The 23,473-nt window shown below is 68.5% G+C and carries 19 protein-coding genes and 1 tRNA gene; 12 read left to right on the forward strand and 8 right to left on the reverse strand.

Annotation, left to right across the window (positions count from 1 at the left end):
* Together VMD50_RS06785 and cobC are read right to left on the reverse strand one after the other, a co-directional pair.
* Positions 1-540 (reverse strand): Nif3-like dinuclear metal center hexameric protein (locus VMD50_RS06785; RefSeq protein ID WP_325426110.1); only part of this gene is annotated, 540 nt, incomplete at its 3' end.
* Positions 537-1,658, reverse strand: coding sequence for an Rv2231c family histidinol phosphate aminotransferase CobC (gene cobC, locus VMD50_RS06790; RefSeq protein WP_414686018.1), 1,122 nt, complete (start codon positions 1,656-1,658; stop codon positions 537-539). The genes cobC and VMD50_RS06785, both read right to left, overlap by 4 nt.
* 38 nt (positions 1,659-1,696) lie before the next feature.
* Here cobC and VMD50_RS06795 point away from each other — a divergent pair, with 38 nt between their 5' ends.
* The 3 genes from VMD50_RS06795 to VMD50_RS06805 are packed head-to-tail and all read left to right on the forward strand — an operon-like array spanning position 1,697 to position 3,658.
* Positions 1,697-2,365 (forward strand): HAD-IA family hydrolase, encoded by a 669-nt coding sequence (locus VMD50_RS06795; RefSeq protein ID WP_325426247.1) that lies wholly within the window; start codon positions 1,697-1,699, stop codon positions 2,363-2,365.
* Positions 2,358-2,849, forward strand: a complete 492-nt coding sequence (locus VMD50_RS06800) for a low molecular weight protein-tyrosine-phosphatase (RefSeq protein ID WP_325426114.1) — start codon at positions 2,358-2,360, stop codon at positions 2,847-2,849. Before VMD50_RS06795 ends, VMD50_RS06800 begins: the two co-directional genes overlap by 8 nt.
* Positions 2,849-3,658: an SURF1 family cytochrome oxidase biogenesis protein gene (locus VMD50_RS06805; protein ID WP_325426116.1), complete on the forward strand. Its 810-nt coding sequence runs from the start codon at positions 2,849-2,851 to the stop codon at positions 3,656-3,658. Before VMD50_RS06800 ends, VMD50_RS06805 begins: the two co-directional genes overlap by 1 nt.
* A gap of 28 nt (positions 3,659-3,686) precedes the next feature.
* On the opposite strand, the gene VMD50_RS06810 is transcribed toward VMD50_RS06805, so the two are convergent.
* Positions 3,687-4,649, reverse strand: coding sequence for a cobalamin biosynthesis protein (locus VMD50_RS06810; protein ID WP_325426118.1), 963 nt, complete (start codon positions 4,647-4,649; stop codon positions 3,687-3,689).
* Positions 4,650-4,882: 233 nt separating this feature from the next.
* Here VMD50_RS06810 and VMD50_RS06815 point away from each other — a divergent pair, with 233 nt between their 5' ends.
* The gene (locus tag VMD50_RS06815; protein ID WP_325426120.1) at positions 4,883-5,695 is read left to right on the forward strand and encodes an oxygenase MpaB family protein; all 813 of its coding nucleotides are present in this window, start codon (positions 4,883-4,885) and stop codon (positions 5,693-5,695) included.
* Positions 5,696-5,795: 100 nt separating this feature from the next.
* On the opposite strand, the gene VMD50_RS06820 is transcribed toward VMD50_RS06815, so the two are convergent.
* Positions 5,796-6,914, reverse strand: coding sequence for an epoxide hydrolase family protein (locus VMD50_RS06820; protein ID WP_325426249.1), 1,119 nt, complete (start codon positions 6,912-6,914; stop codon positions 5,796-5,798).
* A 127-nt stretch (positions 6,915-7,041) separates the two neighbouring features.
* On the opposite strand from VMD50_RS06820, the gene VMD50_RS06825 reads away from it, so the two are divergent.
* Together VMD50_RS06825 and glgP are read left to right on the forward strand one after the other, a co-directional pair.
* Positions 7,042-10,353, forward strand: a complete 3,312-nt coding sequence (locus tag VMD50_RS06825; RefSeq protein ID WP_414686017.1) for a LuxR C-terminal-related transcriptional regulator — start codon at positions 7,042-7,044, stop codon at positions 10,351-10,353.
* A 185-nt stretch (positions 10,354-10,538) separates the two neighbouring features.
* Positions 10,539-13,052 (forward strand): alpha-glucan family phosphorylase, encoded by a 2,514-nt coding sequence (gene glgP / locus VMD50_RS06830; protein WP_325426124.1) that lies wholly within the window; start codon positions 10,539-10,541, stop codon positions 13,050-13,052.
* A 247-nt stretch (positions 13,053-13,299) separates the two neighbouring features.
* Here glgP and VMD50_RS06835 read toward each other — a convergent pair.
* The 4 genes from VMD50_RS06835 to VMD50_RS06850 form a co-directional block, all read right to left on the reverse strand.
* Positions 13,300-13,374 (reverse strand) — tRNA-Val (locus tag VMD50_RS06835).
* A gap of 55 nt (positions 13,375-13,429) precedes the next feature.
* Positions 13,430-13,891, reverse strand: a complete 462-nt coding sequence (locus VMD50_RS06840; protein WP_325426126.1) for a peroxiredoxin — start codon at positions 13,889-13,891, stop codon at positions 13,430-13,432.
* Complete coding sequence (locus VMD50_RS06845; protein ID WP_325426128.1) at positions 13,891-14,313, reverse strand: DUF3052 domain-containing protein; 423 nt, start codon at positions 14,311-14,313, stop codon at positions 13,891-13,893. The genes VMD50_RS06840 and VMD50_RS06845 overlap by 1 nt, the downstream gene beginning before the upstream one ends.
* Before the next feature lie 105 nt (positions 14,314-14,418).
* Positions 14,419-15,009, reverse strand: a complete 591-nt coding sequence (locus VMD50_RS06850; RefSeq protein WP_325426130.1) for a hypothetical protein — start codon at positions 15,007-15,009, stop codon at positions 14,419-14,421.
* A 104-nt stretch (positions 15,010-15,113) separates the two neighbouring features.
* Here VMD50_RS06850 and aceE point away from each other — a divergent pair, with 104 nt between their 5' ends.
* From aceE to kasB, 6 genes are all read left to right on the forward strand, one after another.
* Positions 15,114-17,912, forward strand: coding sequence for a pyruvate dehydrogenase (acetyl-transferring), homodimeric type (gene aceE, locus VMD50_RS06855; protein ID WP_325426132.1), 2,799 nt, complete (start codon positions 15,114-15,116; stop codon positions 17,910-17,912).
* A 118-nt stretch (positions 17,913-18,030) separates the two neighbouring features.
* Positions 18,031-19,347 carry a PucR family transcriptional regulator gene (locus VMD50_RS06860; RefSeq protein ID WP_325426134.1) on the forward strand — a complete coding sequence of 439 codons (1,317 nt, stop codon included), beginning with the start codon at positions 18,031-18,033 and terminating at the stop codon, positions 19,345-19,347.
* 151 nt (positions 19,348-19,498) lie between these two features.
* Positions 19,499-20,428 carry an ACP S-malonyltransferase gene (locus VMD50_RS06865; protein ID WP_325426136.1) on the forward strand — a complete coding sequence of 310 codons (930 nt, stop codon included), beginning with the start codon at positions 19,499-19,501 and terminating at the stop codon, positions 20,426-20,428.
* Between the two features lie 82 nt (positions 20,429-20,510).
* A complete protein-coding gene (acpM, locus tag VMD50_RS06870) occupies positions 20,511-20,858 on the forward strand; it encodes a meromycolate extension acyl carrier protein AcpM (protein ID WP_325426138.1) in 348 nt (115 codons plus the stop codon).
* A complete protein-coding gene (gene kasA / locus VMD50_RS06875) occupies positions 20,855-22,105 on the forward strand; it encodes a 3-oxoacyl-ACP synthase KasA (protein WP_325426140.1) in 1,251 nt (416 codons plus the stop codon). Before acpM ends, kasA begins: the two co-directional genes overlap by 4 nt.
* A gap of 79 nt (positions 22,106-22,184) precedes the next feature.
* Entirely contained in the window at positions 22,185-23,438 is a 1,254-nt protein-coding gene (kasB, locus tag VMD50_RS06880) for a 3-oxoacyl-ACP synthase KasB (protein ID WP_325426142.1), read from the forward strand.
* The last annotated feature ends 35 nt before the right edge of the window (positions 23,439-23,473 follow it).

Genomic DNA, 23,473 nt, shown 5'->3' on the forward strand with positions numbered 1-23,473 from the left:
GTGCGGCAGGAATTGCCCGATGCCGCTGACGCTCCAGCTGCAGTGCGAGTAGTCCCCGATGTGGCCCGCGCCGGCCTCGAACACGGCGTCCTGCACCGCCGCGGCGTTCTCCCGGGGAACGTAGACGACCCACTTGTCGAGATCCGTTGCGCCCGAAGCGGGCTCGAGCGGGGCCTCGACGGTGAGGTCGAGCGCTTCGGCGAGCGCGTCGGACACGCCCGGCGACGCGGAGTCGGCGTTGGTGTGCGCGGTGAACAACGAACGGCCGGTGCGGATCAGGCGGTGCACCAGCGCGCCCTTCGGGGTGCTGGCGGCCACGGTGTCTACGCCGCGCAGCAGCAGCGGGTGATGGGCCAGCAGCAGGCCGGCCTCGGGAACCTGGTCGACGACGGCCGGCGTCGCGTCGACCGCGACGGTCACCGAGTCCACCGCGTCGTCGGGGTCGCCGCACACCAGCCCGACCGAATCCCACGGCTGGGCCAGGCGCGGCGGGTACGCCTCGTCGAGCACCTCGATCACGTCGGCCAGCCGCACGCTCACCGCGACACCCCGGCGATCGCGTCGACCAGCAGCGGCCACTCGGGGCGCACCGCGGCTCGCAGGTACGTCCCGTCCAGGCCGACGAAGGTGTCGCACCGGCGCACGGCGATCCCTTTGTGCTCCAAGGCATTTCGCAGCGAGGCGGCGTCCGGGGGCCGGAACAGGACGAATGGCGCCCGGCCGTCGACCACGTCGGCGCCCACCGACGCCAGGCCGGCCACCATCTCGGCGCGCAACTGCGTCAACCGCAGCACACCGGCCGCCGCCTCGGCGACGGCCCACGGCTCGCAGCAGGCCGCGATGGCCGTCAGCTGCAGCGTCCCCACCGGCCAGTGCGCGCGCCGCGCCGTCAACCGCGCCAACACCTCCGGAGCGCCCAGGGCGTAACCCACCCGCAGGCCGGCCAGCGCCCACGTCTTGGTCAGGCTGCGCAGCACCAGCACGTCGGGCAGCCGGTCGCCGGCCAGCGATTCCGGCTCGCCGGCGACCGAATCCGCGAACGCCTCGTCGACCACCAGGATCCGGCCGGGCCGGCGCAGGGCGAGCAGCTGCTCCCGGGTGTGCAACACCGAGGTGGGGTTGGTCGGGTTGCCGACCACGACCAGGTCGGCGTCGTAGGGCACGTGCGCGTCGCCGAGGCGGAACGGCGGCGCGAGGACGACATGCTCGACGGGCACCCCGGCCGCGTCCAGCGCCACGGCCGGCTCGGTGAACGAGGGCGCGACCAGAGCCGCCCGCCCCGGGCGCAGATTGGGCAACAGCGCGAACCCCTCCGCCGCGCCGGCCAGCGGCAGCACCTCGTCGCGGGCACGGCCGTGCCGCGCGGCGGCCGCGTCCTGTGCCCGGTGTGCGTCCCGCAGGCTCGGGTAGCGCGCCAGGTCCGGCAGCCGCTCGGCCAGCCGCCGCGTCAGCCACTCCGGCGGTTGCGCGTGCCGGACGTTGACGGCGAAGTCGAGCATCCCCGGCGCGACGGCCTGGTCGCCGTGATAGCGGGCCGCCGCAGGCGGGCTCGGGTTCAGAGTCGCCATCCGTGAAACACTAGTGGGCCGCCGCAGACGCGTGACGGGAACGCCGTCGCACCAGGAAACCGGCCATCGAGGACAATGGTGAGGTGACAGGCACAGCCCCCCATTGCCCGCCCCCACCCGGCGACGCAATGCGTCCCGCATCGTCGCCGGGCGCCCAGGTGGCGGACCTGGTGATCTTCGATCTCGACGGCACGCTGACCGACTCGGCGGAAGGGATCGTGGCCAGCTTCCTGCACGCCCTGGGCCACATCGGTGCGGCGGTGCCCGAGGGCGATTTGGCCGCCCAAATCGTCGGCCCGCCGATGGACGACACCTTCCGTTCCCTGCTGGGCGACTCGGCCGAGGAGGCGATCGCGGCCTTCCGGGCCGAATACGGCGCCCGCGGCTGGGCGATGAACACGCTGTTCGACGGGATCGAGCAGCTGCTGGCCGACCTGCGCGCGGCCGGCGTGCGGCTGGCCGTGGCCACCTCCAAGCTGGAACCGACCGCCCGGCGCATCCTCGCCCATTTCGGGCTGGACGAGTATTTCGAGGTCATCGCCGGCGCGGCCCCCGACGGCTCGCGCAAGAGCAAGGAGGAGGTGCTGGCCCGCGCGCTGGAACGGCTGCGGCCGCTGCCCGGGCGGGTGCTCATGGTCGGCGACCGCAGCCACGACGTGCACGGCGCGGCCGCGCACGGCATCGACACCGTGGTGGTCGGCTGGGGCTACGGGCGCGACGACTTCGGCGACGGGAACAGCGCCGGGGTCACCCACGCCGCGACGATCGACGAGCTGCGGAGGGCCCTGGGTGTCTGAAACTCTGCACGTCACCTTCGTCTGCACCGGCAACATCTGCCGTTCCCCGATGGCCGAGAAGATGTTCGCCGACCAGCTGCAGCGGCGCGGCCTGGCCGACGCGGTGCGGGTGACCAGCGCCGGCACCGGCAACTGGCACGTCGGCAGCTGCGCCGACGACAGGGCCGCCCGGGTGCTGCGCGCCCACGGCTATTCCACCACCCACTGCGCGGCCCAACTGAACGACGACCACCTCGCCGCCGACCTGGTGGTGGCCTTGGGCCGCAACCACGTTCGGATGCTGCGCCAGCTCGGCGTCGAGGACGGCCGGATCCGGATGCTGCGCTCGTTCGACCCGCGCTCGGGCACCCATGCCCCCGACGTCGAGGACCCCTACTACGGCGATCCCGAGGACTTCGAGGACATGCTGGCCGTCATCGAGGCCGCCCTGCCCGGCCTGCACGACTGGGTCGACCAACGGCTCGCGGAGAACGGACACGGCTGATGCGCCGCTTGGCATTTCTGCTGCGGCCGGGCTGGATAGCGCTGGCCCTGGTGGTCATCGCCTTCACCTACCTGTGTTTCATGGTGCTCGCGCCCTGGCAGCTGGGAAAGAACACCAGGACCTCCCGGGAGAACCACCAGATCGAGTACTCGCTCAACACCCCGCCGGTTCCCGTGAAAACCCTTCTGCCACAGCAGGATTCGTCGGCGCCGGGCGCGCAGTGGCGCCGGGTCACGGCGACCGGCCACTACCTGGCCGACGTTCAGGTGCTGGCCCGGCTGCGGGTGGTGGACGGCGACCCGGCGTTCGAGGTGCTGGCGCCGTTCGTCGTCGACGACGGGCCCACCGTGCTGGTGGACCGCGGCTACGTCCGGCCCCAGCAGGGCTCGCACGTCCCCCCGATCCCCCGCCCGCCGGCGGAGCCGGTGACCCTCACGGCCCGGCTGCGTGACCCCGAGCCGACCGCGCCGGGCAAGGATCCCTTCGCCATGGACGGTGTGCAGCAGGTGTATTCGATCAACGCCGGGCAAATCGCGGCCCTGACCAAGGTGCCGCTGGCCGGGTCGTATCTGCAGTTGGTCGAGAACCAGCCGGGCGGGCTGGGCGTGATCGGCATCCCGCACCTGGACGCCGGGCCGTTCCTGTCGTATGGCATCCAGTGGATTTCGTTCGGCATCCTGGCGCCGATCGGGCTGGGCTACTTCATCTACTCCGAAATCCGCGTACGGCGCCGGGAGAAGCAGGAAGCCCGCACATCACCGGTCACCGTCGAGGAGAAACTCGCCGACCGCTACGGGCGACGGCGGTAGGCCGACTTTCACTGTGCGCCCTGGGTTTTCAGCGTGCACTGAGGGCGCAAAAACGGCGATTTCCCCGCCCTACGCTCACTCTCATCGCCACCGATGCACACCCGATGGATAGCGCGGCCGCGGCCTGCACCACCCGCGACAACGCCACGGCGCGCCGCAGGTCGGCCACCGCGGGCGGGCGGCCGTCGCCGAGCGTGGGCCGGATCTGCAGCTCGTGGTGATACTGGGTGGGACCGCCGAGCCGCACACCCAGCGCCCCGGCGAAGGCCGCCTCGACCACACCGGCGTTCGGGCTGGGATGCCCGGCCGCGTCGCGGCGCCAGGCGCGCACCGCGCCCGCCGGGGATCCCCCGACGACGGGTGCGCACATCACCACGAGCGCGGCGGTCAGCCGCGCGGCGATGTAGTTGGCCCCGTCGTCCAATCTCGCAGCGGCCCAACCGAATCGGAGGTAGCGTGGCGAGCGGTGGCCGATCATCGAATCCAGCGTGTTGATGGCCCGGTATGCCAGCACCGCGGGCGCCCCGCCGGCCGTCGCCCACAGCAGCGGCGCCACCTGGGCGTCTGAGGTGTTCTCCGCGACCGACTCCAGCGCCGCGCGCGTCAGGCCGGCGGCGTCCAGCCGGGCCGGGTCGCGCCCGCACAGTGACGGCAGCAGCCGTCGGGCCGCCCCGACGTCGCCCCGGTCGAGCAGCCGCGACATCTCCGACCCGGTACGCGCCAATGACGTTCCGCCCAGGCATATCCAGGTGGCGGCGGCGGCCGCGACGGGCCGGCGCGCGACAGCCCCGCCCAACACCGTTGCCGCACCGACCAGCAGCCCGGCGTGCAGCGCGCCGGCGGCTTTGGTGTCGCGGTAGGTGACGCGCTCCAGCGCCGCGGCCGCCCGGCCGAACAGCGCGACGGGATGGCCCCGTTGCGGGTCGCTCAGGGCGAGGTCTGCCAGGTACCCGGCCAAGACCCCCACGATGCGGGTCCGCGTCGCAAACACCCCGGCAGCGTCTCACACGCGCCGCGGGAACGGTCTCTTCAGATGGCCAGAATGGCCGCCACGATCACCACGACGATCAGCAGGCCCACCACCCACCACAGCAATGCGTCGGGGTCGGCCGTCGGTGACAGGTTGGCCTTACCAGGTGGAGCGCTCATCGTGCTCGTGTGCCCACTTTCGGGCGGAAATAACGTCCGCCGTGGTGTACTCGACTGCATGAGGGGTAAACGGTGGTGAGGCGGCCCGCGACGCGGATCGCCGATTTGCTGAACCCGGCGGCGGTGTTGTTGCCCGCCGCGAACGTGATCATGCAGCTGTCCCTGCCCGGCGTCGGTTACGGCGTGCTGGAAAGCCCGGTGGACAGCGGCAACGTCTACAAGCATCCGTTCAAGCGGGCCCGCACCACCGGGACCTACCTGGCGGTGGCGGCCATCGGGACCGAGTCCGATCGGGCGTTGATGCGCGGCGCCGTGGACGTCGCGCACCGACAGGTTCGCTCCACGTCGTCGAGTCCGGTGTCCTACAACGCTTTCGACCCCAAGCTGCAGCTGTGGGTGGCGTCCTGCCTGTACCGTTACTTCGTGGACCAGCACGAGTTCTTGCACGGCCCCCTGGACGACTCCACCGCCGATGCCGTCTACCGCGATGCCAAGCCGTTGGGGACCACCCTGCAGGTGCCCGAGCGCATGTGGCCGCCGGACCGCGCCGCGTTCGACGAGTACTGGAAGCGCTCCCTCGACGAGCTGCGCATCGATCCACCGGTGCGCGAGCACCTGCGCGGGGTGGCCTCCGTGGCGTTTCTGCCGTGGCCGCTGCGGGTCCTGGGGCCGTTCAACCTGTTCGCGACGACGGGATTCCTGGCCCCCGAGTTCCGGGCGATGATGCGGCTGGAGTGGTCGCAGCGCCAGCAGCGCCGGTTCGAGTGGCTGCTGGCCGCCCTGCGGCTGGCCGACCGGTTGGTCCCGCACCGGGCGTGGGTCTTCAGTTATCAGCTTTACCTGTGGGACTTGCGCTTTCGGGCCCGCAGGGGCTGGCGCATCGTCTAGCGCTAGTCTCCTCTGCCGCCGCCCCCAGCCGCCGAGCGTGAAAAAGGCGACGCTTCAACGGTGTGTCGCGTCGTGAATTTCACACTCGGCGAAGGGCTCTTCAGCGCACCGTCGCGAAGAACGCGCGCACGTCATCGACGAACAGCTCCGGTTGCTCGAAAGCGGCGAAGTGCCCGCCGCGCGGCATGTCGGTCCAGTGGGTGATGTTGTAGACCGGCTCGCACCAGCTTCGCGGCGCCTTGAGCAGCTCGCCCGGGAAAGCGCTGACGCCGGTGGGCAGTTCGACGCGGTCCATCTGGCCCCAGACCCGGAAGCTTTCCCAGTACAACCGCGCCGACGAAGCGCCGGTGGCGGTCGCCCAGTACACCATCACGTTGTCCAGGAGCTCGTCCCGGCTGAACACGTTCTCGGGATGCCCGTCGCAATCGGCCCACGCCCAGAACTTCTCGACGATCCACGCCAATTGCCCCACCGGCGAATCGACCAGCCCGTAGCCCAGAGTTTGCGGCCGCGTGGACTGCTGCTTGGAGTAGCCGGTGCCCCACTTGCGGTGCTCGGCCATCGCGGCCAGCGCGCGTTGCTCCTCCGGCGTCGGGTTGGCCAGGGATTCCTTGCTGGGCCGCCCGATCGGCATGTTCAGGTGAATGCCCGCGCAGTGCCCCCGGTTTCGGCCCATCTGCGTGGTGACCGCGGCGCCCCAGTCGCCGCCCTGCGCCCCGTAGCGGTCGTAGCCGAGGCGCAGCATGAGCGTCTCCCAGGCCTCGGCGATCTTTTCGACGCCCCACCCGGTGCGGGCGGGCTTGCCGGAGAACCCGTACCCCGGAAGTGAGGGGCACACGACGTGGAAGGCGTCCTCGGCGCGTCCGGACGCCGGCTTGGTCAGCGGCTCAATCACCTTGTGGAACTCCACGATTGAGCCCGGCCAGCCGTGGGTGATCACCAGCGGGAAGGCGTCGTCGTGCGGCGAGCGCTGGTGGATGAAATGGATGTCCAGCCCGTCGATGTCGGTGACGAACTGATCGAAGCGGTTGAGCGCGGCCTCGCGGGAACGCCAGTCGTACTCGGTCACCCAGTAGTCGGCCAGCTCGCGGGTGTAGCCCAACGGGATGCCCTGGCTCCAGTCGTCGACACATTCGGCTTCCGGCCAGCGGGTGCGCTCCAGGCGCGATCGCAGATCCTCCAGGACGTCGTCGAAGACGTCGATGCGAAACGGCTCCACGGGTTGCTCGTTCACGCCCCTGAGGTTGCCACACCCCGCTTAACGCCGACAACGGAGCGGCGACATACGCATGCCGGCGCCGCAAATATTGGCGATTTCGCTGATGTTCGCTGTCGCAGGTCACCGCATGCTGGCTAGCATGAGCGAAACGAGCTGGAGCAGCGTAGACATGGGCGAGCTTCCGACCGGAACGGTCACGTTGCTGCTGGCCGACGTCGAGGGTTCGACGCGGTTGTGGGTTACCGAAGCCGAGGTGATGAAAGCCGCCGTCGCGAGGCTCGACGAGACGCTGTCCGACGCGGTGGCCGCCCACCGCGGTGTGCGGCCCGTCGAGCAGGGCGAGGGCGACAGCTTCGTCATCGCGTTCGCCCGCGCCGCCGACGCGGTGGCCTGCGCGCTGGAATTGCAACGGGCACCGCTGGCGCCGATCAAGCTGCGCATCGGCGTGCACACCGGCGATGTGCAGCTCCGCGACGAGGGAAACTACATCGGCCCGACGATCAACCGCACCGCCCGGCTGCGGGACCTCGCGCACGGCGGCCAGACCGTCCTCTCGGGTGCGACCGAACCGCTTGTCGTCGACCAACTCCCGCCGGACGTCTCGCTCACCGACCTCGGCTCCCACCCGCTGCGCGATCTCCCCCGCCCCGAACGCGTCGTGCAACTCTGCCACCCGGACCTGCACAACAACTTCTCGCCACTGCGCAGCGTCAATGTCGTTCCCGCCGAGCGACTTCCGGCGCAACTGACGAGTTTTGTCGGGCGCCAAGCAGAGATGAAGGGCATCCGCGAGGCGCTCGCCGACAACCGCCTCGTCACGCTGACCGGCGCGGGCGGCGCGGGCAAGACGCGCCTGGCCGTGCGCGTCGCCGCCGAAGTAGCCACCGAGTTCGCCGACGGCGTGTGGTACGTCGACCTGGCGCCGATCACCGATCCCGACGTGGTGCCCGTGACGGTGGCGCGCGCGCTCGGTCTTCCCGACCAACCCAATCAACCGACCATGGAATTGCTGCGGCGGTCCATTCGCGATCGCCGGATGCTGATGCTGCTGGACAATTGCGAGCACCTGCTCGACGCCAGCGCCGAGCTGATCACTGGCCTACTGGGCGGTTGCCCGGCGTTGACCTTGCTGACCACCAGCCGCGAGCCGATCGGCGTGGCGGGTGAGGTGAGCTGGCGGGTGCCCTCGTTGTCGCTGGCCGACGAGGCGATCGAGCTGTTCGCGGACCGCGCCCGCCGAACCAAACCCGACTTCCGCGTCACGGCGGCCAACGCCGACACCGTGACCGAAATCTGCCGCAGGCTCGACGGCCTTCCGCTGGCCATCGAGCTGGCCGCCGCGCGGGTCCGCGCGCTGTCCCCGACCGAGCTCCTCACCAGCCTGCACGACACGTTCCGGCTGCTCACCGGCGGAGCGCGCACCGCGGTGCGCCGCCAACAAACGCTGCGCGCGTCGGTGGACTGGTCCCACGCACTACTGTCCGAGCCCGAGCAGGTGCTGTTCCGCCGGCTCGCGGTGTTCTACGGCGGGTTCGACCTCGACGCCGCACAGGCAGTGGCCGGTGAGACGGAGCGCTATCAAGTTCTCGACCAACTCACGCTGCTCGTCGACAAGTCGCTCGTGATCGCCGACGACAGCCCGCACGGCACGCGCTACCGGCTGCTGGAGACCGTCCGGCAGTACGCGCAAGAGAAACTTCACGAGTCCCGCGAAGGCAACGATGTCCGCACCCGTCATCGCGACCACTACACCGCGATGGCCGCCCTGCTCGGCGCACCGATAAGCGGCGAGCACCAACGGCGCCTCGAACAGGCCGCAACCGAAATCGACAATCTGCGAGCCGCTTTCGCATGGAGCCGGGAGAGCTCGGACACCGAGCTGGCGCTCACCCTAGCGTCTTCGCTGCTTCCGCTGTGGCGGTCCCGCGGCCTGATGGAGGAAGGGCTGGGCTGGCTCAACGCGGCGCTTGCCGATGCGGATTGCAACGGCGTCGACATGCCCGCGGCACGGGTGCGCGCTGCGGTGGCAAGAAGCGTCTTGAAGTCCTTTCGGGGCAGGAGCATCGATCTCGACGAGGCCGAGCGAACTTTGGCAGCGGCGCGCGAACTCGGCGACCCGGCACTTGTCGCGAGGGCGCTGACCGCCTGCGCGTGTCGCGCCCCCGACGACCGCGAATCGTCCGTCGCTTACTTCGCCGAGGCGGCCGACCTTGCGCGACACACGGACGATTCCTGGTGGCTGGGGCAGACGCTTGCGTTGGAAGCGACGTTCGCACTCTTGTTTGGCGAACCTGTCGCGGTGCCGGTTGCCGCCGAAGAAGCCCTTCGCATTGCCGACAGGATCGGCGACAAGTTCGTATCCCGCCAGAGCCGCTACGTCTTGTGCTGGGCGCAAGTCCTGCGCGGCGAGCTAACCCAGGCCCTCGATGGGCTTCGGGAGGTCGACGAGGAGGCCACCGCAGCCCGCGACGCCTTCTTCTCCATGCAGACATCGCAACTCCAAGCGATGGTGCTTGCCTACCAGGGGCGCATAGACGCCGCTCGAACGGCATCCGAAATCGCCTTCCAGCGCGTCACCGACCTCTTCGATACCTTCACCGGAATCGTCTACGGGGGCGCCGCTCACGTGCACCTGGCCGCGGGCGACGCGGCTGCAGCTTGGGACGCGTATGAGACGGCGCGCGAGCGCACTGCGCTGGATCCCCAGCTGGCCGCGATGCACAACTTTGCGGCGTTGGCCCCGCTGGCATGTGGTGATCTCCCCGCGGCCCGTCGTTGGGCCGACGAAGTCGTGTCCCTGACCAAGGGTTGGAGCTTGGCATGTTCACTGACTGCGCGTGCGCGCGTCGAGATCGCCCAGGCCGAATTCGACGCCGCCGAACGCGATGCGTTCGACGCGCTCGACTTGGTGGCCCGGCTGCAGGGCTACCTCCTCCTTCCCTTCACACTTGACTGTCTCGCCGCAATCGCGGCCCAAGCCGACAACCACCTTTTGGCGACAAGGCTTTTCGGTGCCGCGGACGCAGCCCGACGGCAGATGGGCATGGTGCGCTTCCAGGTCCTCGCGGCTGACGACGAGGCCACGATTGCCACGGTTCGAGAATCATTGAGCGACAACGACTTCGACGTCGCACGGGCCGAGGGCGGGGCGCTGTCGATCGAGGACGCCATCGCCTACGCGCTGCGCGGGCGTGGCGAACGCAGGCGCGCCAGCAGCGGTTGGTCGTCGCTGACTCGGGCGGAGCTCGACGTCGTGAAGCTCGTCAGCGAGGGCCTGGGCAACAAGGACGTCGCCGTGCGGCTGTTCGTCTCACCGCGCACCGTGCAGGCGCATCTGACGCACATCTACACCAAGCTCGGGTTAACCTCGCGCGTGCAGCTCGCCCAGGAAGCAGCGCGCCGTGCCGCCCCCGCGGGCGGCGTCAACCCGCGCGCGTGACCGCGGATTTACCGGCGAGCGCTAGCGGTCGTGGTGCTGATTTGCCTTCCTTGGAAAGCGAGGACGCAGCCGCACACCATTGCCGCGCATTCGTGCAGCCCTAAGCGTCACTGAAGCTTCGTCTCGGATTAATGCGTCCAAGATATTGTTCGCAGGGGCTCTCCCAACCGAAAGTAGGCGGGTTCATGGCCGATCATCGCTCGGAAATCGATCTACCGGACTCGCTGTATGGCATGGACGACCTCGCACTCGACATGCGGCTCATCTCATCGCATCGCGCCGACCGCGTCTGGCATCGCGTCAACCCTGAGCTGTGGGTTGCGTCGCGCAATCCCTGGGCGGTACTCAAATCGGTCGGTCAGTCTGAGCTCGAGGAGCTGGGCCGCGACGAGGCATTCTGCGCCGCGGTGCGCGCCCTGATCGATGATCGCAACAGGCGCAATAGCGACCCGTTCTGGTTTCCTCAGTCGCCGGCGGCGAATACCCTGACGTTGGCTGCGTACTTCAGCATGGAGTTCGGTCTTTCGGAAGCGTTGCCGATTTACGCGGGCGGCCTCGGCGTCCTCGCAGGCGACCACATGAAGGCGTCAACCGATCTTGGCGCGCCGGTGGTCGGAGTCGGTCTGCTGTATCAGCAGGGGTATTTTCGTCAGGCCCTCGACTCGCAGGGAAACCAGCGCGAGTTGTACCCGTTCAGCGATCCCAGCGAGATTCCGGTGCAGCGTCTGCGCGGCAAGGATGGTTCGTGGATTCGGATCCCGCTGTACTTTCCGGGCCGGACCGTGTATTTGCGCGCCTGGGCCGTCAACGTCGGCCGACTCTGGTTGTACTTGCTCGACAGCAACGATCCGGCCAACGACCCATCAGACCGCGGTATCACCGCGCAGCTCTACGAAGCCGATCCCGAGGTTCGGTGGCAGCAAGAAATGGCGCTTGGGTTTGGCGGCTGGCGGCTGCTACGCGAACTGGGACTCGAGCCGGACGTATGTCACCTCAACGAAGGGCACGCGGCTTTCGCCGTGTTGGAACGCGCCCGTTTGATTGTGCGGGAACAGAACGTACCGTTCGACGTCGCACTGACCGTCGCACGCGCGGGCACGGTTTTCACCACCCACACGCCGGTCGCCGCGGCCTTCGACCGCTTCGATCCCAGCTATGTCATCGCGTACCTGTCGTCGTACGCGGCCGAGATGCGCGTCAGCATTGGCAAGATCCTCAGCCTGGGCCGCCTGCAACCGAACGACGACTCCGAACCGTTCAACATGGCCTACCTCGCCATTCGCGGGGCTTCCCGCATCAATGGCGTGAGTCGGCTGCACGGCGAGGTGAGCCGTGAGCTGTTCGCAGACCTCTTTCCGCGGTGTCCGATCGATGAGGTTCCGGTCGGGCACGTCACCAACGGTGTCCACGTTCCATCCTGGGACTCTCCGGCCGCCGACGAGGTGTGGACGGACGCCGAGATGCGCCAGCAGTGGCTGGGCATTCCGACGCCGGTCGCGGAGCGGATGGAGAAGGTCCCAACGGCCGAGTTGTGGAGAATGCGCAATCGCAACCGCGAGCGCTTTGTGCTCTGGGCGCGCCAACGGCTGGCACTCCAATTCACCATCGCCGGCGCCGGCGCGGATCGCGTCGATGAAGCCCAGCGCATTTTCGACCCGAAAGCCTTGACGCTCGGCTTCGCCCGGCGCTTCACCGAGTACAAACGCACCGCACTGCTGCTCCACGACCCCGAGCGCTTCGCGCGCATTCTCACCGATCCCGAACGGCCCGTGCAGATTGCCATTGCCGGAAAGGCGCATCCGGCAGATTCGTTCGGGAAGGCGATGATCCAACGCTGGTATGAGTTCTCCCAGCGGCCGGAACTTCGCTCCCGTGTCGCGTTCATCGCCGACTACGACCTGGTCCTCGCCGAACAACTTGTCAACGGCGTCGATGTCTGGGTCAACACACCGCGCCGGCCGTGGGAAGCCAGCGGGACGAGCGGGATGAAGGTGCTCGTCAACGGCGGACTGAACCTGTCGGAGCTCGACGGCTGGTGGGCCGAGGCGTACACGCCGCAGGCCGGTTGGGCGATTGGCGACGGGCAGGAGCACGACGATCCCCAGTGGGACGCCGAGGAGGCAAACGGCCTTTACTCACTGCTGGAAAACGAGCTCGTTCCGATGTTCTACACGCGCGACGACAACGGGGTCCCAGACGACTGGATGCAACGCGTGCGCGGGAGCATGGCGACGCTGACGCCCCAGTTTTCGTCCGAACGCACGGTTCGGCAGTACGTCGAGGAGCTGTACGCGCCCGCCGCGGCGGCTTACCGCACGCGCCTGGCCGACCATTGCCGTGTCGGCACCGACGTACAAAGCTGGCGCGAACTGATCGCAAACTACTGGAGCGACGTGTCGTTCGGCTCCCTCCATGTCGAGCCGGCCGGAGACGGGCACGACTTCCGAGTTCTCGTTTCGCTCGGCGCGGTCGGGCCCGACGCGGTGCAGGTGCAGCTATACGGGGACGCCTGGGAGCATGGTCCGACCGAACGGATACCGATGCAACGCGGCGACGAAGTCATTCGCGGCACCTTCAGCTACCACGTTCATGTCGAAGGGCCGCGACCGCCCGAGACGTACACCCCTCGGGTCGTGCCGTATCACCTCGACGCGTCCTTTCCGCTCGAAGCCGAAAAGATCTGCTGGTACGTTCGCTAGCTTCACCGGCAACGCTGCGAACTTCGCAATCCATGGATGGGCCAGCGGTCGGGTTTCGGTGGATCGACTGCGCCGGAAGAGGTTTGAGCTGGCTCGAAGCAGTCTTGCAGAGCGAATCCAGGTTTGCCGACGGACAACAACGGCATCAATTCAGCGCGGAAAGCCAGCTGGCACACCCTTGACACAGCGGGGGTTCGCCCGGTCAGGCCAGGCTGGATCGCGATCTGACGCCGACCTGCACAAACGTTGGTGGGCGCGGACGGTATCGAACCGCCGACCGCTGGTGTGTAAAACCAGAGCTCTACCACTGAGCTACGCGCCCTTGAAACCCGGGGGTCCGCCGCAGGCTACACGCCGCCGGGCCGAGCACCCAAACATCAGCTCTTCAGAGCCGTCAGCGCTTGGGTCCACAGCCGCTGGTCGCGGGACTCGCCGGGCTGCTTCATCTCAGCGAAACGAATTATCCCGGACCGGTCGATGACATAGGTACCGCGATTCGGGTAGCCGGCGTCGGGGTTGAACACGTCGTAGGCCTGGCTGACCTCGCCGTGCGGCCAGAAATCCGACAGCACCGGAAACATGAACCCGCTCTCCAGCGACCAGATCTTGTGCGTGGGCGGCGGACCCACCGAGATCGCCATCGCCACGCTGTCGTCGTTCTCGAACTCCGGCAGGTGGTCGCGCAGCTGATCCAGCTCGCCCTGGCAGATGCCGGTGAACGCCAGCGGGAAGAACACCAGCAGGACGTTCTTGGCGCCGCGAAAGGAGCTCAGGGTGACGGGCTGCTGGTTTTGGTCGCGCAAGGTGAAGTCGGGGGCGGTGGTGCCGACGGGCAGCATCAACGCTTCCCGGTCCGCGACTTGGGCTGTACCAGGCGGCTGGCGCTCCAGTCGCCGAGGTTGACCGACGAGGTCGGCATCAGGCCGGCGGTGGGGGCCGCCTCGGCGATCTCCGCGGGCAGCACGTGGCCGGGCTTGCCGGTCTTGGGCGTCAGCACCCAGATCACGCCGTCCTCGGCCAGCGGGCCGATCGCATCCATCAGGGTGTCCACCAGATCGCCGTCGCCCTCGCGCCACCACAGCAGCACGACGTCGATGACCTCGTCGCTATCTTCGTCGAGCAACTCACTGCCGCACGCGTCCTCGACCGCGGCCCGGATGTCGTCGTTGGAGTCCTCGTCCCAGCCCCATTCCTGGACGACTTGGTCCCGTTGGATGCCCAGTTTGCGAGCGAAGCTCGAGGCGTCATCCGCCGCGACCACCGTGGACCCTCCTTACATCTGTCCGCAAGCTCTCTGCGCGCCGTGCGATGGGGATTATCGTCGCACAGCCCTAACCCGGTCCATACCCGTGCCTCATCAGGTGCCTCAGAAGGATGCCAGGCAGAGTTTCAGCGCCTTGGTCTTGGAGTCGTTGAGCTGGTCGACGCGCCTGTTGAACTCCGCAATCGACGCGTGCGTGCCGATGGCATTGGCCACCCCGCGCGCCGCGTCCACATAGGCGTTGAATGCGTCCTTCAGCTGCTGCGACAGCGCATCGTTGAAGCTGTTGGACACCGTGGTGGCGCTGTCGTTCAGCGCGCCGATCGCCGGGCCCTCGGCAGGACCGGTGTCGTGGCCGGCGTTGAACGCCGAGACGTAGTTGTTCACCTTGTCGATCGCGTCCTTGCTGGAGGTGGCCAGCGTGTCGCACGAGGTGCGCACCGCCCTGGTCGTCAGCGATTGCTGCCGCTGCGACTCCCGCACGCGCGACGTGGCCGAGGAGGCCGACACCGACGCGGACACCGATTGCCGGTAGGCCGGGGCGACCTTGGTATCGGGCGTGGCCGTGCCGTTGGTGACGGTGGTACACCCGACGATCCCCATGACCAGCGCCGCGACACAACCGAGCGCCAGCGCGCCTCGCCTCGGGAGGTCCCCCACCTGCGCGCGAGGGACAGCACGCCATCCGATGAGCACGATTGCTGACGTTACCGGGTGCCGATTCGAGCCGCGGCTACCCGCCTGAAACGCCGGTGCGGCACGATAGGAGGACAAGACGCAACCGACTACAGGAGCGGAAGTTGACCACCGAGTTCGCGCGCCACGACCTGGCCAAATCCCCCAGCAGCGCAAGCGAACCCGACCGCGTTCGGGTGATCCGCGAGGGTGTGGCTTCCTATCTGCCGGACATCGACCCCGACGAGACGTCGGAGTGGCTCGAGTCCTTCGACGAACTGCTGGAGCGCTCGGGGCCGGCGCGGGCGCGCTACCTGATGCTGCGGCTGCTGGAGCGGGCGGGCGAGCAGCGGGTGGCCATCCCGTCACTGACGTCGACGGACTACGTCAACACCATCCCGACCGAACTGGAACCCTGGTTCCCCGGTGACGAGGACGTCGAACGCCGCTTCCGGGCATGGATCAGGTGGAACGCCGCGATCATGGTTCACCGCGCCCAACGCCCGGGAATCGGTGTGGGCGGCCACATTTCGACCTACGCCTCGTCCGCGGCGCTCTACGAGGTCGGCTTCAACCACTTCTTCCGCGGCAAGGCGCATCCCGGTGGCGGCGACCAGATTTTCATCCAGGGCCACGCCTCCCCGGGCATCTACGCCCGCGCCTTCCTCGAGGGCCGGCTCAGCGCGGATCGGCTCGACGGGTTCCGCCAGGAGCACAGCCATGCCGGCGGCGGGTTGCCGTCCTACCCGCACCCGCGGCTGATGCCCGACTTCTGGGAGTTCCCGACCGTGTCGATGGGCCTGGGCCCGCTCAACGCCATCTATCAGGCCCGGTTCAACCACTACCTGCACGACCGCGGCATCAAGGACACCTCCGACCAGCACGTGTGGTGCTTCCTGGGCGACGGCGAGATGGACGAGCCGGAGAGCCGCGGGCTCGCGCACGTGGGGGCGCTCGAGGGCCTGGACAACCTGACCTTCGTGATCAACTGCAACCTGCAACGCCTCGACGGCCCGGTGCGCGGCAACGGCAAGATCATCCAGGAGCTGGAGTCGTTCTTCCGCGGCGCCGGCTGGAACGTCATCAAGGTGGTCTGGGGCCGCGAGTGGGACGCCCTGCTGCACGCCGACAAGGACGGCGCGCTGGTCAACCTGATGAACGTCACCCCCGACGGCGACTACCAGACCTACAAGTCCAGGGACGGCGGCTACGTCCGCGAGCACTTCTTCGGTCGCGATCCGCGCACCAAGGCGCTCGTCGAGCACATGACCGACTCCGAGATCTGGAACCTCAAGCGCGGCGGCCACGACTACCGCAAGGTCTACGCGGCCTACCGCGCCGCCGTCGACCACAAGGGGCAGCCGACGGTGATTCTGGCGAAGACCATCAAGGGCTACTCGCTCGGCGCGCACTTCCAGGGCCGCAACGCCACCCACCAGATGAAAAAGCTTGCGCTGGAAGACCTCAAGTGGTTCCGGGACTCGATGCGCATTCCGATCAGCGACGCTCAGCTGGACGAGAACCCCTACCTGCCGCCCTACTACCACCCCGGCCCCGACGCCCCGGAGATCCGCTACCTGCTCGACCGGCGCCGCACGCTGGGGGGCTTCCTGCCGGAGCGGCGGACGAAGGCCAAGGCGCTGACGCTTCCCGGCCGCGACACCTACGCCGCGCTGCGGAAGGGATCGGGCCACCAGGAGGTCGCCACCACCATGGCGGTCGTGCGGACCTTCAAGGAAGTCTTGCGGCACAGGGGAAAAGATGCGGTTGGCGACCGCATAGTCCCGATCATTCCCGACGAGGCGCGCACGTTCGGGATGGACTCGTGGTTCCCGTCGCTGAAGATCTACAACCGCCTCGGCCAGCTGTACACCGCCGTCGACGCCGACCTGATGCTGGCCTACAAGGAAAGCGAGGTCGGCCAGATCCTGCACGAGGGCATCAACGAGGCGGGCTCGGTGGGCTCCTTCGTCGCGGCCGGCACGTCGTACGCGACGCACAACGAGCCGATGATCCCGATCTACATCTTCTATTCCATGTTCGGGTTCCAGCGCACCGGCGATGGCATGTGGGCCGCGGCCGACCAGATGGCGCGCGGCTTCCTGCTCGGGGCGACGGCCGGGCGCACCACGCTGACCGGCGAGGGCCTGCAGCACGCCGACGGCCACTCGTTGCTGCTGGCAGCCACCAACCCCGCGGTGGTGTCCTACGACCCGGCCTTCGCCTTCGAGATCGCCTACATCGTGGAGAGCGGGCTGGCCCGCATGTTCGGGGAGAACCCGGAGAACGTGTTCTTCTACATCACCGTCTACAACGAGCCGTACCCGCAGCCGCCGGAGCCGGACAACTTCGATCCCGAGGGCGTGCTGCGCGGCATCTACCGCTACAGCAGCGCCACGGAACAGCGCACCAACAAGGCGCAGATCCTGGCGTCCGGGGTGGCCATGCCGTCGGCGCTGCAGGCCGCCGACATGCTGGCCGCCGAGTGGGACGTCGCCGCCGACGTGTGGTCGGTGACCAGCTGGGGCGAGCTGAACCGCGACGGCGTCTGCGTCGAGCGGGCCCGGCTGCGCCACCCCGACCAGCCGGCCGCCACCCCGTACGTGACCCGGGCCCTCGCGGGTGCCGCGGGCCCCGTGGTCGCCGTCTCGGACTGGATGCGGGCCGTGCCCGAGCAGATCCGCCCCTGGGTGCCCGGCACCTTCGTCACGCTGGGCACCGACGGGTTCGGCTTTTCCGACACCCGGCCCGCCGCGCGGCGCTTCTTCAACACCGATGCCGAGTCGCAGGTGGTCGCGGTGCTCGAGGCGCTGGCGCGCGATGGCGAGATCGACCCGTCGGTGCCGATGGCGGCCGCGCGTCAGTACCGGATCGACGACGTGCTGGCCGCGCCCGAGCAGACCTCCGACCCCGGCGTGGCATAGGTCGAGCGGCACTCGCCGTGCGCCGAACGTGAAGCCAGCTTCACGCTCGCGGCTTCGCCGCCGCAAACACCCCGCCACCTTGGCGGAAAGTTCCAGAAATCTGACGTAGGTTTTAGGGATGAACGACAACGCCTTCGCCGGTCCGTTCGCGGCTGCGCGGCCCAGGTCGCCGCTGGAACTGCTGGACCACGTCCCGGATTCGGTGCTGCGTCGGTTGAAGCAGTACTCGGGCCGGCTGGCCACCGAGGCGGTCTCGGTCATGCAGGACCGGTTACCGTTCTTCGCCGACCTGGAGGCCTCCCAGCGGGCCAGCGTGGCGTTGGTGGTGCAGACGGCGATCAACAACTTCGTCGAGTGGATGCAGGACCCGCACAGCAACGTCAGCTACACCGCGCAGGCCTTCGAGCTGGTGCCCCAGGACCTGGCCCGCCGGATCGCGCTGCGGCACAGCGTGGACATGGTGCGGGTCACCATGGAGTTCTTCGAGGAGGTGCTGCCGCTGGTGGCCCGCTCCGAGGAGCAGTTGACCGCGCTGACGGTGGGCGTCTTGAAGTACAGCCGCGACCTGGCGTTCACCGCCGCCTCGTCCTACGCGGGGGCCGCCGAGGCGCGCGGCACCTGGGACAGCCGGATGGAGGCCAGCGTCGTCGACGCGGTGGTCCGCGGCGACACCGGCCCGGAACTGCTGTCCCGGGCGGCCGCGCTGAACTGGGACACCACCGCGCCGGCGACGGTCGTGGTCGGGATACCGGCGCCGGGCCGGGACGAGTCGGACGGCGAGATCGGCAGCCAGCGGGCCAGTCAGGACGTCCGCGACGTCGCCGCGCGCCACGGCCGGGCCGCGCTCACCGACGTGCACGGCACCTGGCTGGTGGCCATCGTGTCCGGCCAATTGTCGGCGACCGATAAATTCCTGGGCGACTTGCTGAACGCGTTCTCCGACGGCCCGGTGGTCATCGGACCGACGGCGCCCATGCTGACCGCGGCCTATCACAGCGCCAGCGAGGCGATATCCGGGATGAACGCGGTCGCCGGCTGGCGCGGCGCGCCGCGGCCCGTGCTGGCCCGGGAACTGCTGCCCGAGCGCGCCCTGATGGGCGACGCCTCGGCGATCGTGGCGCTGCACACCGACGTGATGGGGCCGCTGGCCGACGCCGGGCCGACGCTGATCGAGACTCTTGACGCTTACTTAGATTGTGGCGGCGCGATTGAAGCTTGTGCCAGAAAGTTGTTCGTTCATCCAAACACCGTCAGGTACCGGCTCAAGCGCATCACCGATTTCACCGGGCGCGATCCCACCCAGCCGCGCGATGCATATGTGCTGCGTGTGGCCTCGACGGTCGGCCAGCTGAACTATCCGGCGGCGCCGTCCGGTGTTGCTGCCAACGCCGTCGCGCCGGTTTCCCTGCCGGTCAGGAGCGGTACCACGGGTTAACCGAGCGGCAGTGATTTAGGCAACAGATCGCGGTCCGGTGTCAAAAAGGTAGCTTACGGAGCGGTTTTGTAAGGTGTATACAAAAACCTAAGACGAGGTTCATAATCTGTTACACCCGCCAAAACCGTTTCCACAGTGTTCTCTTAGACACGTGATTGCATTGCTTGCGCCCGGACAGGGGTCGCAGACGGAGGGGATGCTGTCGCCGTGGCTGGAGCTGCCAGGCGCCGCCGACCAGCTCGCCCTGTGGTCGAAGGCCAGTGGCCTGGACCTGGTACGGCTGGGCACCACCGCGTCGACCGAGGAAATCACCGACACCGCGGTCACGCAGCCGCTGGTCGTCGCGAACACGCTGCTCGCCCACCAGGAGCTGACCAGGCGCGGCCTGCTCGGTTCCGGCGGCGAGCTCGGAGAAACAGTGGTCGCGGGCCACTCCGTCGGCGAGATCGCGGCCTACGCGATCGCCGGGGTGCTGCCCGCCGATGACGCCGTCGCGCTGGCCGCCACCCGTGGCGCCGAAATGGCCAAGGCGTGTGCCCTCGAGCCGACCGGCATGTCCGCGGTGCTCGGCGGTGACGAGGCCGAGGTGCTGAGCCGCCTCGAGGAGCTCGACCTGTTCCCCGCCAACCGCAACGCGCCCGGACAGATCGTGGCCGCCGGCCCGCTGTCGTCGCTGGAGAAGCTCGCCGAGGACCCGCCGGCCAAGGCGCGGGTGCGTGCCCTCGGCGTGGCCGGGGCGTTCCACACGAAGTTCATGGCTCCGGCCCTCGACGGCTACGCCGCGGCGGCGGCCGCCGTCGTGACCGCCGAGCCCACCGCCACCCTGCTGTCCAACCGCGACGGAAAGCCCGTCGCCTCGGCGGCGGCCGCGATGGACGCCCTCGTCGCCCAGCTGACCCGGCCGGTGCGCTGGGACCTGTGCACCGAGTATCTGCGTGAAGGCACCGAGAACACTGTCACGGCGATCGTGGAGTTCCCCCCGGCGGGGACGCTCACCGGTATCGCCAAGCGCGAACTTCGGGGGGTTACGGCCCGTGCCGTCAAGTCACCCGCAGATCTGGACGAGTTGGCAAACCTCTGAAACCGCCGGCTTCTGCCAGTACAAATAACAACTGCAAACGTCAATCCGATTTGCACACAACATATTACGAAGGGAATAGGCCGTGGCCGTCAGTCAGGAAGAAATCATTGCCGGTATCGCCGAGATCATCGAAGAGGTGACCGGTATCGAGCCGTCGGAGGTCACCCCGGAGAAGTCGTTCGTCGACGACCTGGACATCGACTCGCTGTCGATGGTCGAGATCGCGGTGCAGACCGAGGACAAGTACGGCGTCAAGATCCCCGACGAGGACCTCGCCGGTCTGCGCACCGTGGGTGACGTCGTCACCTACATCCAGAAGCTCGAGGAAGAGAACCCCGAGGCCGCCGAGGCTCTGCGCGCCAAGCTGGAGACCGAGAACCCCGAAGCCGTTGCCAACGTCAAGGCAAGGCTGGAAGCGGACAGCAAGTGACCAAGCCTTCCACTGCCAATGGCGGTTACCCCAGCGTTGTGGTAACCGCCGTCACGGCGACGACATCGCTCGCGCCGGACATCGAGAGCACGTGGAAGGGTTTGTTGGCCGGCGAGAGCGGCATCCGCGTACTCGAGGACGAGTTCGTCTCCAAGTGGGACCTGCCCGTCAAGATCGGTGGGCACCTCAAGGAGCCCGTCGATAATCACATGGGCAGGCTCGACCTGCGCCGCATGTCCTACGTCCAGCGGATGGGCAAGTTGCTGTCCGGTCAGCTCTGGGAGACCGCGGGCAGCCCGGAGGTCGATCCCGACCGTTTCGCGGTCGTGGTCGGCACCGGTCTGGGTGGCGCCGAACGCGTCATCGAGAGCTATGACCTGATGAACGAGGGCGGTCCCCGCAAGGTGTCGCCGCTCGCCGTTCAGATGATCATGCCCAACGGTGCGGCCGCCGTGGTCGGTCTGCAGCTCGGGGCCCGCGCGGGGGTCATGACCCCGGTGTCGGCCTGTTCGTCGGGCTCGGAAGCAATCGCGCACGCGTGGCGTCAAATAGTCATGGGTGACGCTGATGTCGCCGTGTGCGGCGGCGTCGAGGGTCCCATCGAGGCGCTGCCCATCGCGGCATTCTCGATGATGCGGGCCATGTCGACCCGCAACGACGAGCCCGAACGTGCCTCACGTCCGTTCGACAAGGACCGCGACGGCTTCGTGTTCGGCGAGGCCGGGGCGCTGATGCTCATCGAGACCGAGGAGCACGCCAAGGCCCGCGGCGCCAGGCCGTTGGCCCGGCTGATGGGTGCCGGCATCACATCGGACGCCTTCCACATGGTGGCGCCCGCGGCGGACGGCGTGCGCGCCGGCCGGGCGATGACGCGGTCGCTGGAGCTGGCGGGCTTGTCCCCCAAGGACATCGACCACGTCAACGCGCACGGGACGGCCACGCCCATCGGCGACACCGCGGAGGCCAACGCCATCCGGGTGGCCGGTTGCGAGCAGGCCGCGGTCTACGCGCCGAAGTCGGCGCTGGGCCACTCGATCGGCGCGGTCGGCGCGCTCGAATCTGTACTGACGGTATTGAGCCTGCGGGACGGCGTCATACCGCCCACGCTCAACTACGAGACACCGGATCCCGAGATAGACCTCGATGTGGTCGCGGGCGAACCCCGCTACGGCGAATTCCGTTACGCGATCAACAACTCGTTCGGGTTCGGCGGCCACAACGTGGCGCTCGCGTTCGGGCGTTACTAACGGGCGTCCGGCGACGATGCGGGCCGCAAACGGCCCGAGGAGGAGCCGGACAACTACGGAAGGAACCTTCGCAAGACCCATGACCGAGCTGGTTACCGGGAAGACCCTCCCGAATGTCGTCGTCACCGGCATCGCCATGACGACAGCCTTGGCGACCGACGCCGAGAACACCTGGAAGTTGTTGCAGGACGGCCAAAGTGGCATCCGTGTCCTCGACGACCCGTTCGTCGAGGAGTTCGACCTGCCGGTTCGCATCGGCGGGCACCTGCTGGAAGAGTTCGACAGCCAGTTGACGCGCATCGAGCTGCGCCGGACGGGCTACCTGCAGCGGATGTCGACCATTCTCGGGCGGCGGGTGTGGGAGAACGCCGGCTCGCCCGAGGTCGACACCAACCGGCTGATGGTCTCCATCGGCACGGGGATGGGCTCGTCGGAGGAAATGGTCTTCAGCTACGACGACATGCGGGCTCGCGGGCTGAAGGCCGTCTCGCCGCTCGGTGTGCAGAAGTACATGCCCAACGGCGCCGCCGCTGCGGTGGGTCTGGAACGGCACGCCAAAGCCGGTGTGATCACGCCGGTGTCGGCGTGCGCGTCGGGTTCGGAGGGCATCGCCCAGGCGTGGCGCAACATCGTGTTCGGTGAGGCCGACATCGCGATCTGCGGTGGTGTCGAGACCAGGATCGAGGCCGTGCCGATCGCCGCGTTCGCCCAGATGCGCATCGTGATGTCCACCAAGAACGACGACCCGGTGGGCGCGTGCCGCCCCTTCGACCGGGACCGGACCGGCTTCGTGTTCGGCGAGGCCGGCGCCCTCATGGTGATCGAGACCGAGGAGCACGCGAAGGCCCGCGGCGCCAACATCCTGGCGCGGTTGATGGGGGCCAGCATCACCTCCGACGGCTACCACATGGTGGCCCCGGATCCCAACGGCGAGCGCGCCGGGCACGCGATGTCCCGCGCGATTCAGCTGGCGGGCCTGACGCCGGGCGACATCGACCACATCAACGCCCACGCCACCGGCACCTCGGTGGGCGACGTGGCCGAGAGCCGGGCCATCAACAACGCGCTGGGCGGCCACAAGCCGGCGGTGTATGCGCCCAAGGCTGCGCTGGGCCACTCGGTGGGTGCGGTCGGCGCGGTGGAGTCGATCCTGACCGTGCTCGCGTTGCGCGACCAGGTGGTTCCGCCGACACTGAACCTGGAAAACCTCGATCCGGAGATCGATCTGGACGTGGTGGCGGGCAAACCGCGGCCGGGCGAATACAACTACGCGATCAACAACTCGTTCGGATTCGGCGGCCACAACGTCGCACTCGCCTTCGGGCGGTACTGACCCCGCTCCACGCGAGCACACTCGGAACAGGAGAC

It is taken from the genome of Mycobacterium sp. (assembly GCF_035506235.1).
Classification (GTDB): Bacteria; Actinomycetota; Actinomycetes; order Mycobacteriales; family Mycobacteriaceae; genus Mycobacterium.

Coding starts and splice junctions, on each gene's coding strand:
- kasB (WP_325426142.1), top strand. CDS start 22,185: ATGACCGAGCTGGTTACCGGGAAGACCCTCCCGAATGTCGTCGTCACC.
- glgP (WP_325426124.1), top strand. CDS start 10,539: ATGGCCGATCATCGCTCGGAAATCGATCTACCGGACTCGCTGTATGGC.
- VMD50_RS06805 (WP_325426116.1), top strand. CDS start 2,849: ATGCGCCGCTTGGCATTTCTGCTGCGGCCGGGCTGGATAGCGCTGGCC.
- VMD50_RS06825 (WP_414686017.1), top strand. CDS start 7,042: ATGCTGGCTAGCATGAGCGAAACGAGCTGGAGCAGCGTAGACATGGGC.
- VMD50_RS06860 (WP_325426134.1), top strand. CDS start 18,031: ATGAACGACAACGCCTTCGCCGGTCCGTTCGCGGCTGCGCGGCCCAGG.
- VMD50_RS06795 (WP_325426247.1), top strand. CDS start 1,697: ATGCGTCCCGCATCGTCGCCGGGCGCCCAGGTGGCGGACCTGGTGATC.
- VMD50_RS06840 (WP_325426126.1), bottom strand. CDS start 13,891: ATGCTGCCCGTCGGCACCACCGCCCCCGACTTCACCTTGCGCGACCAA.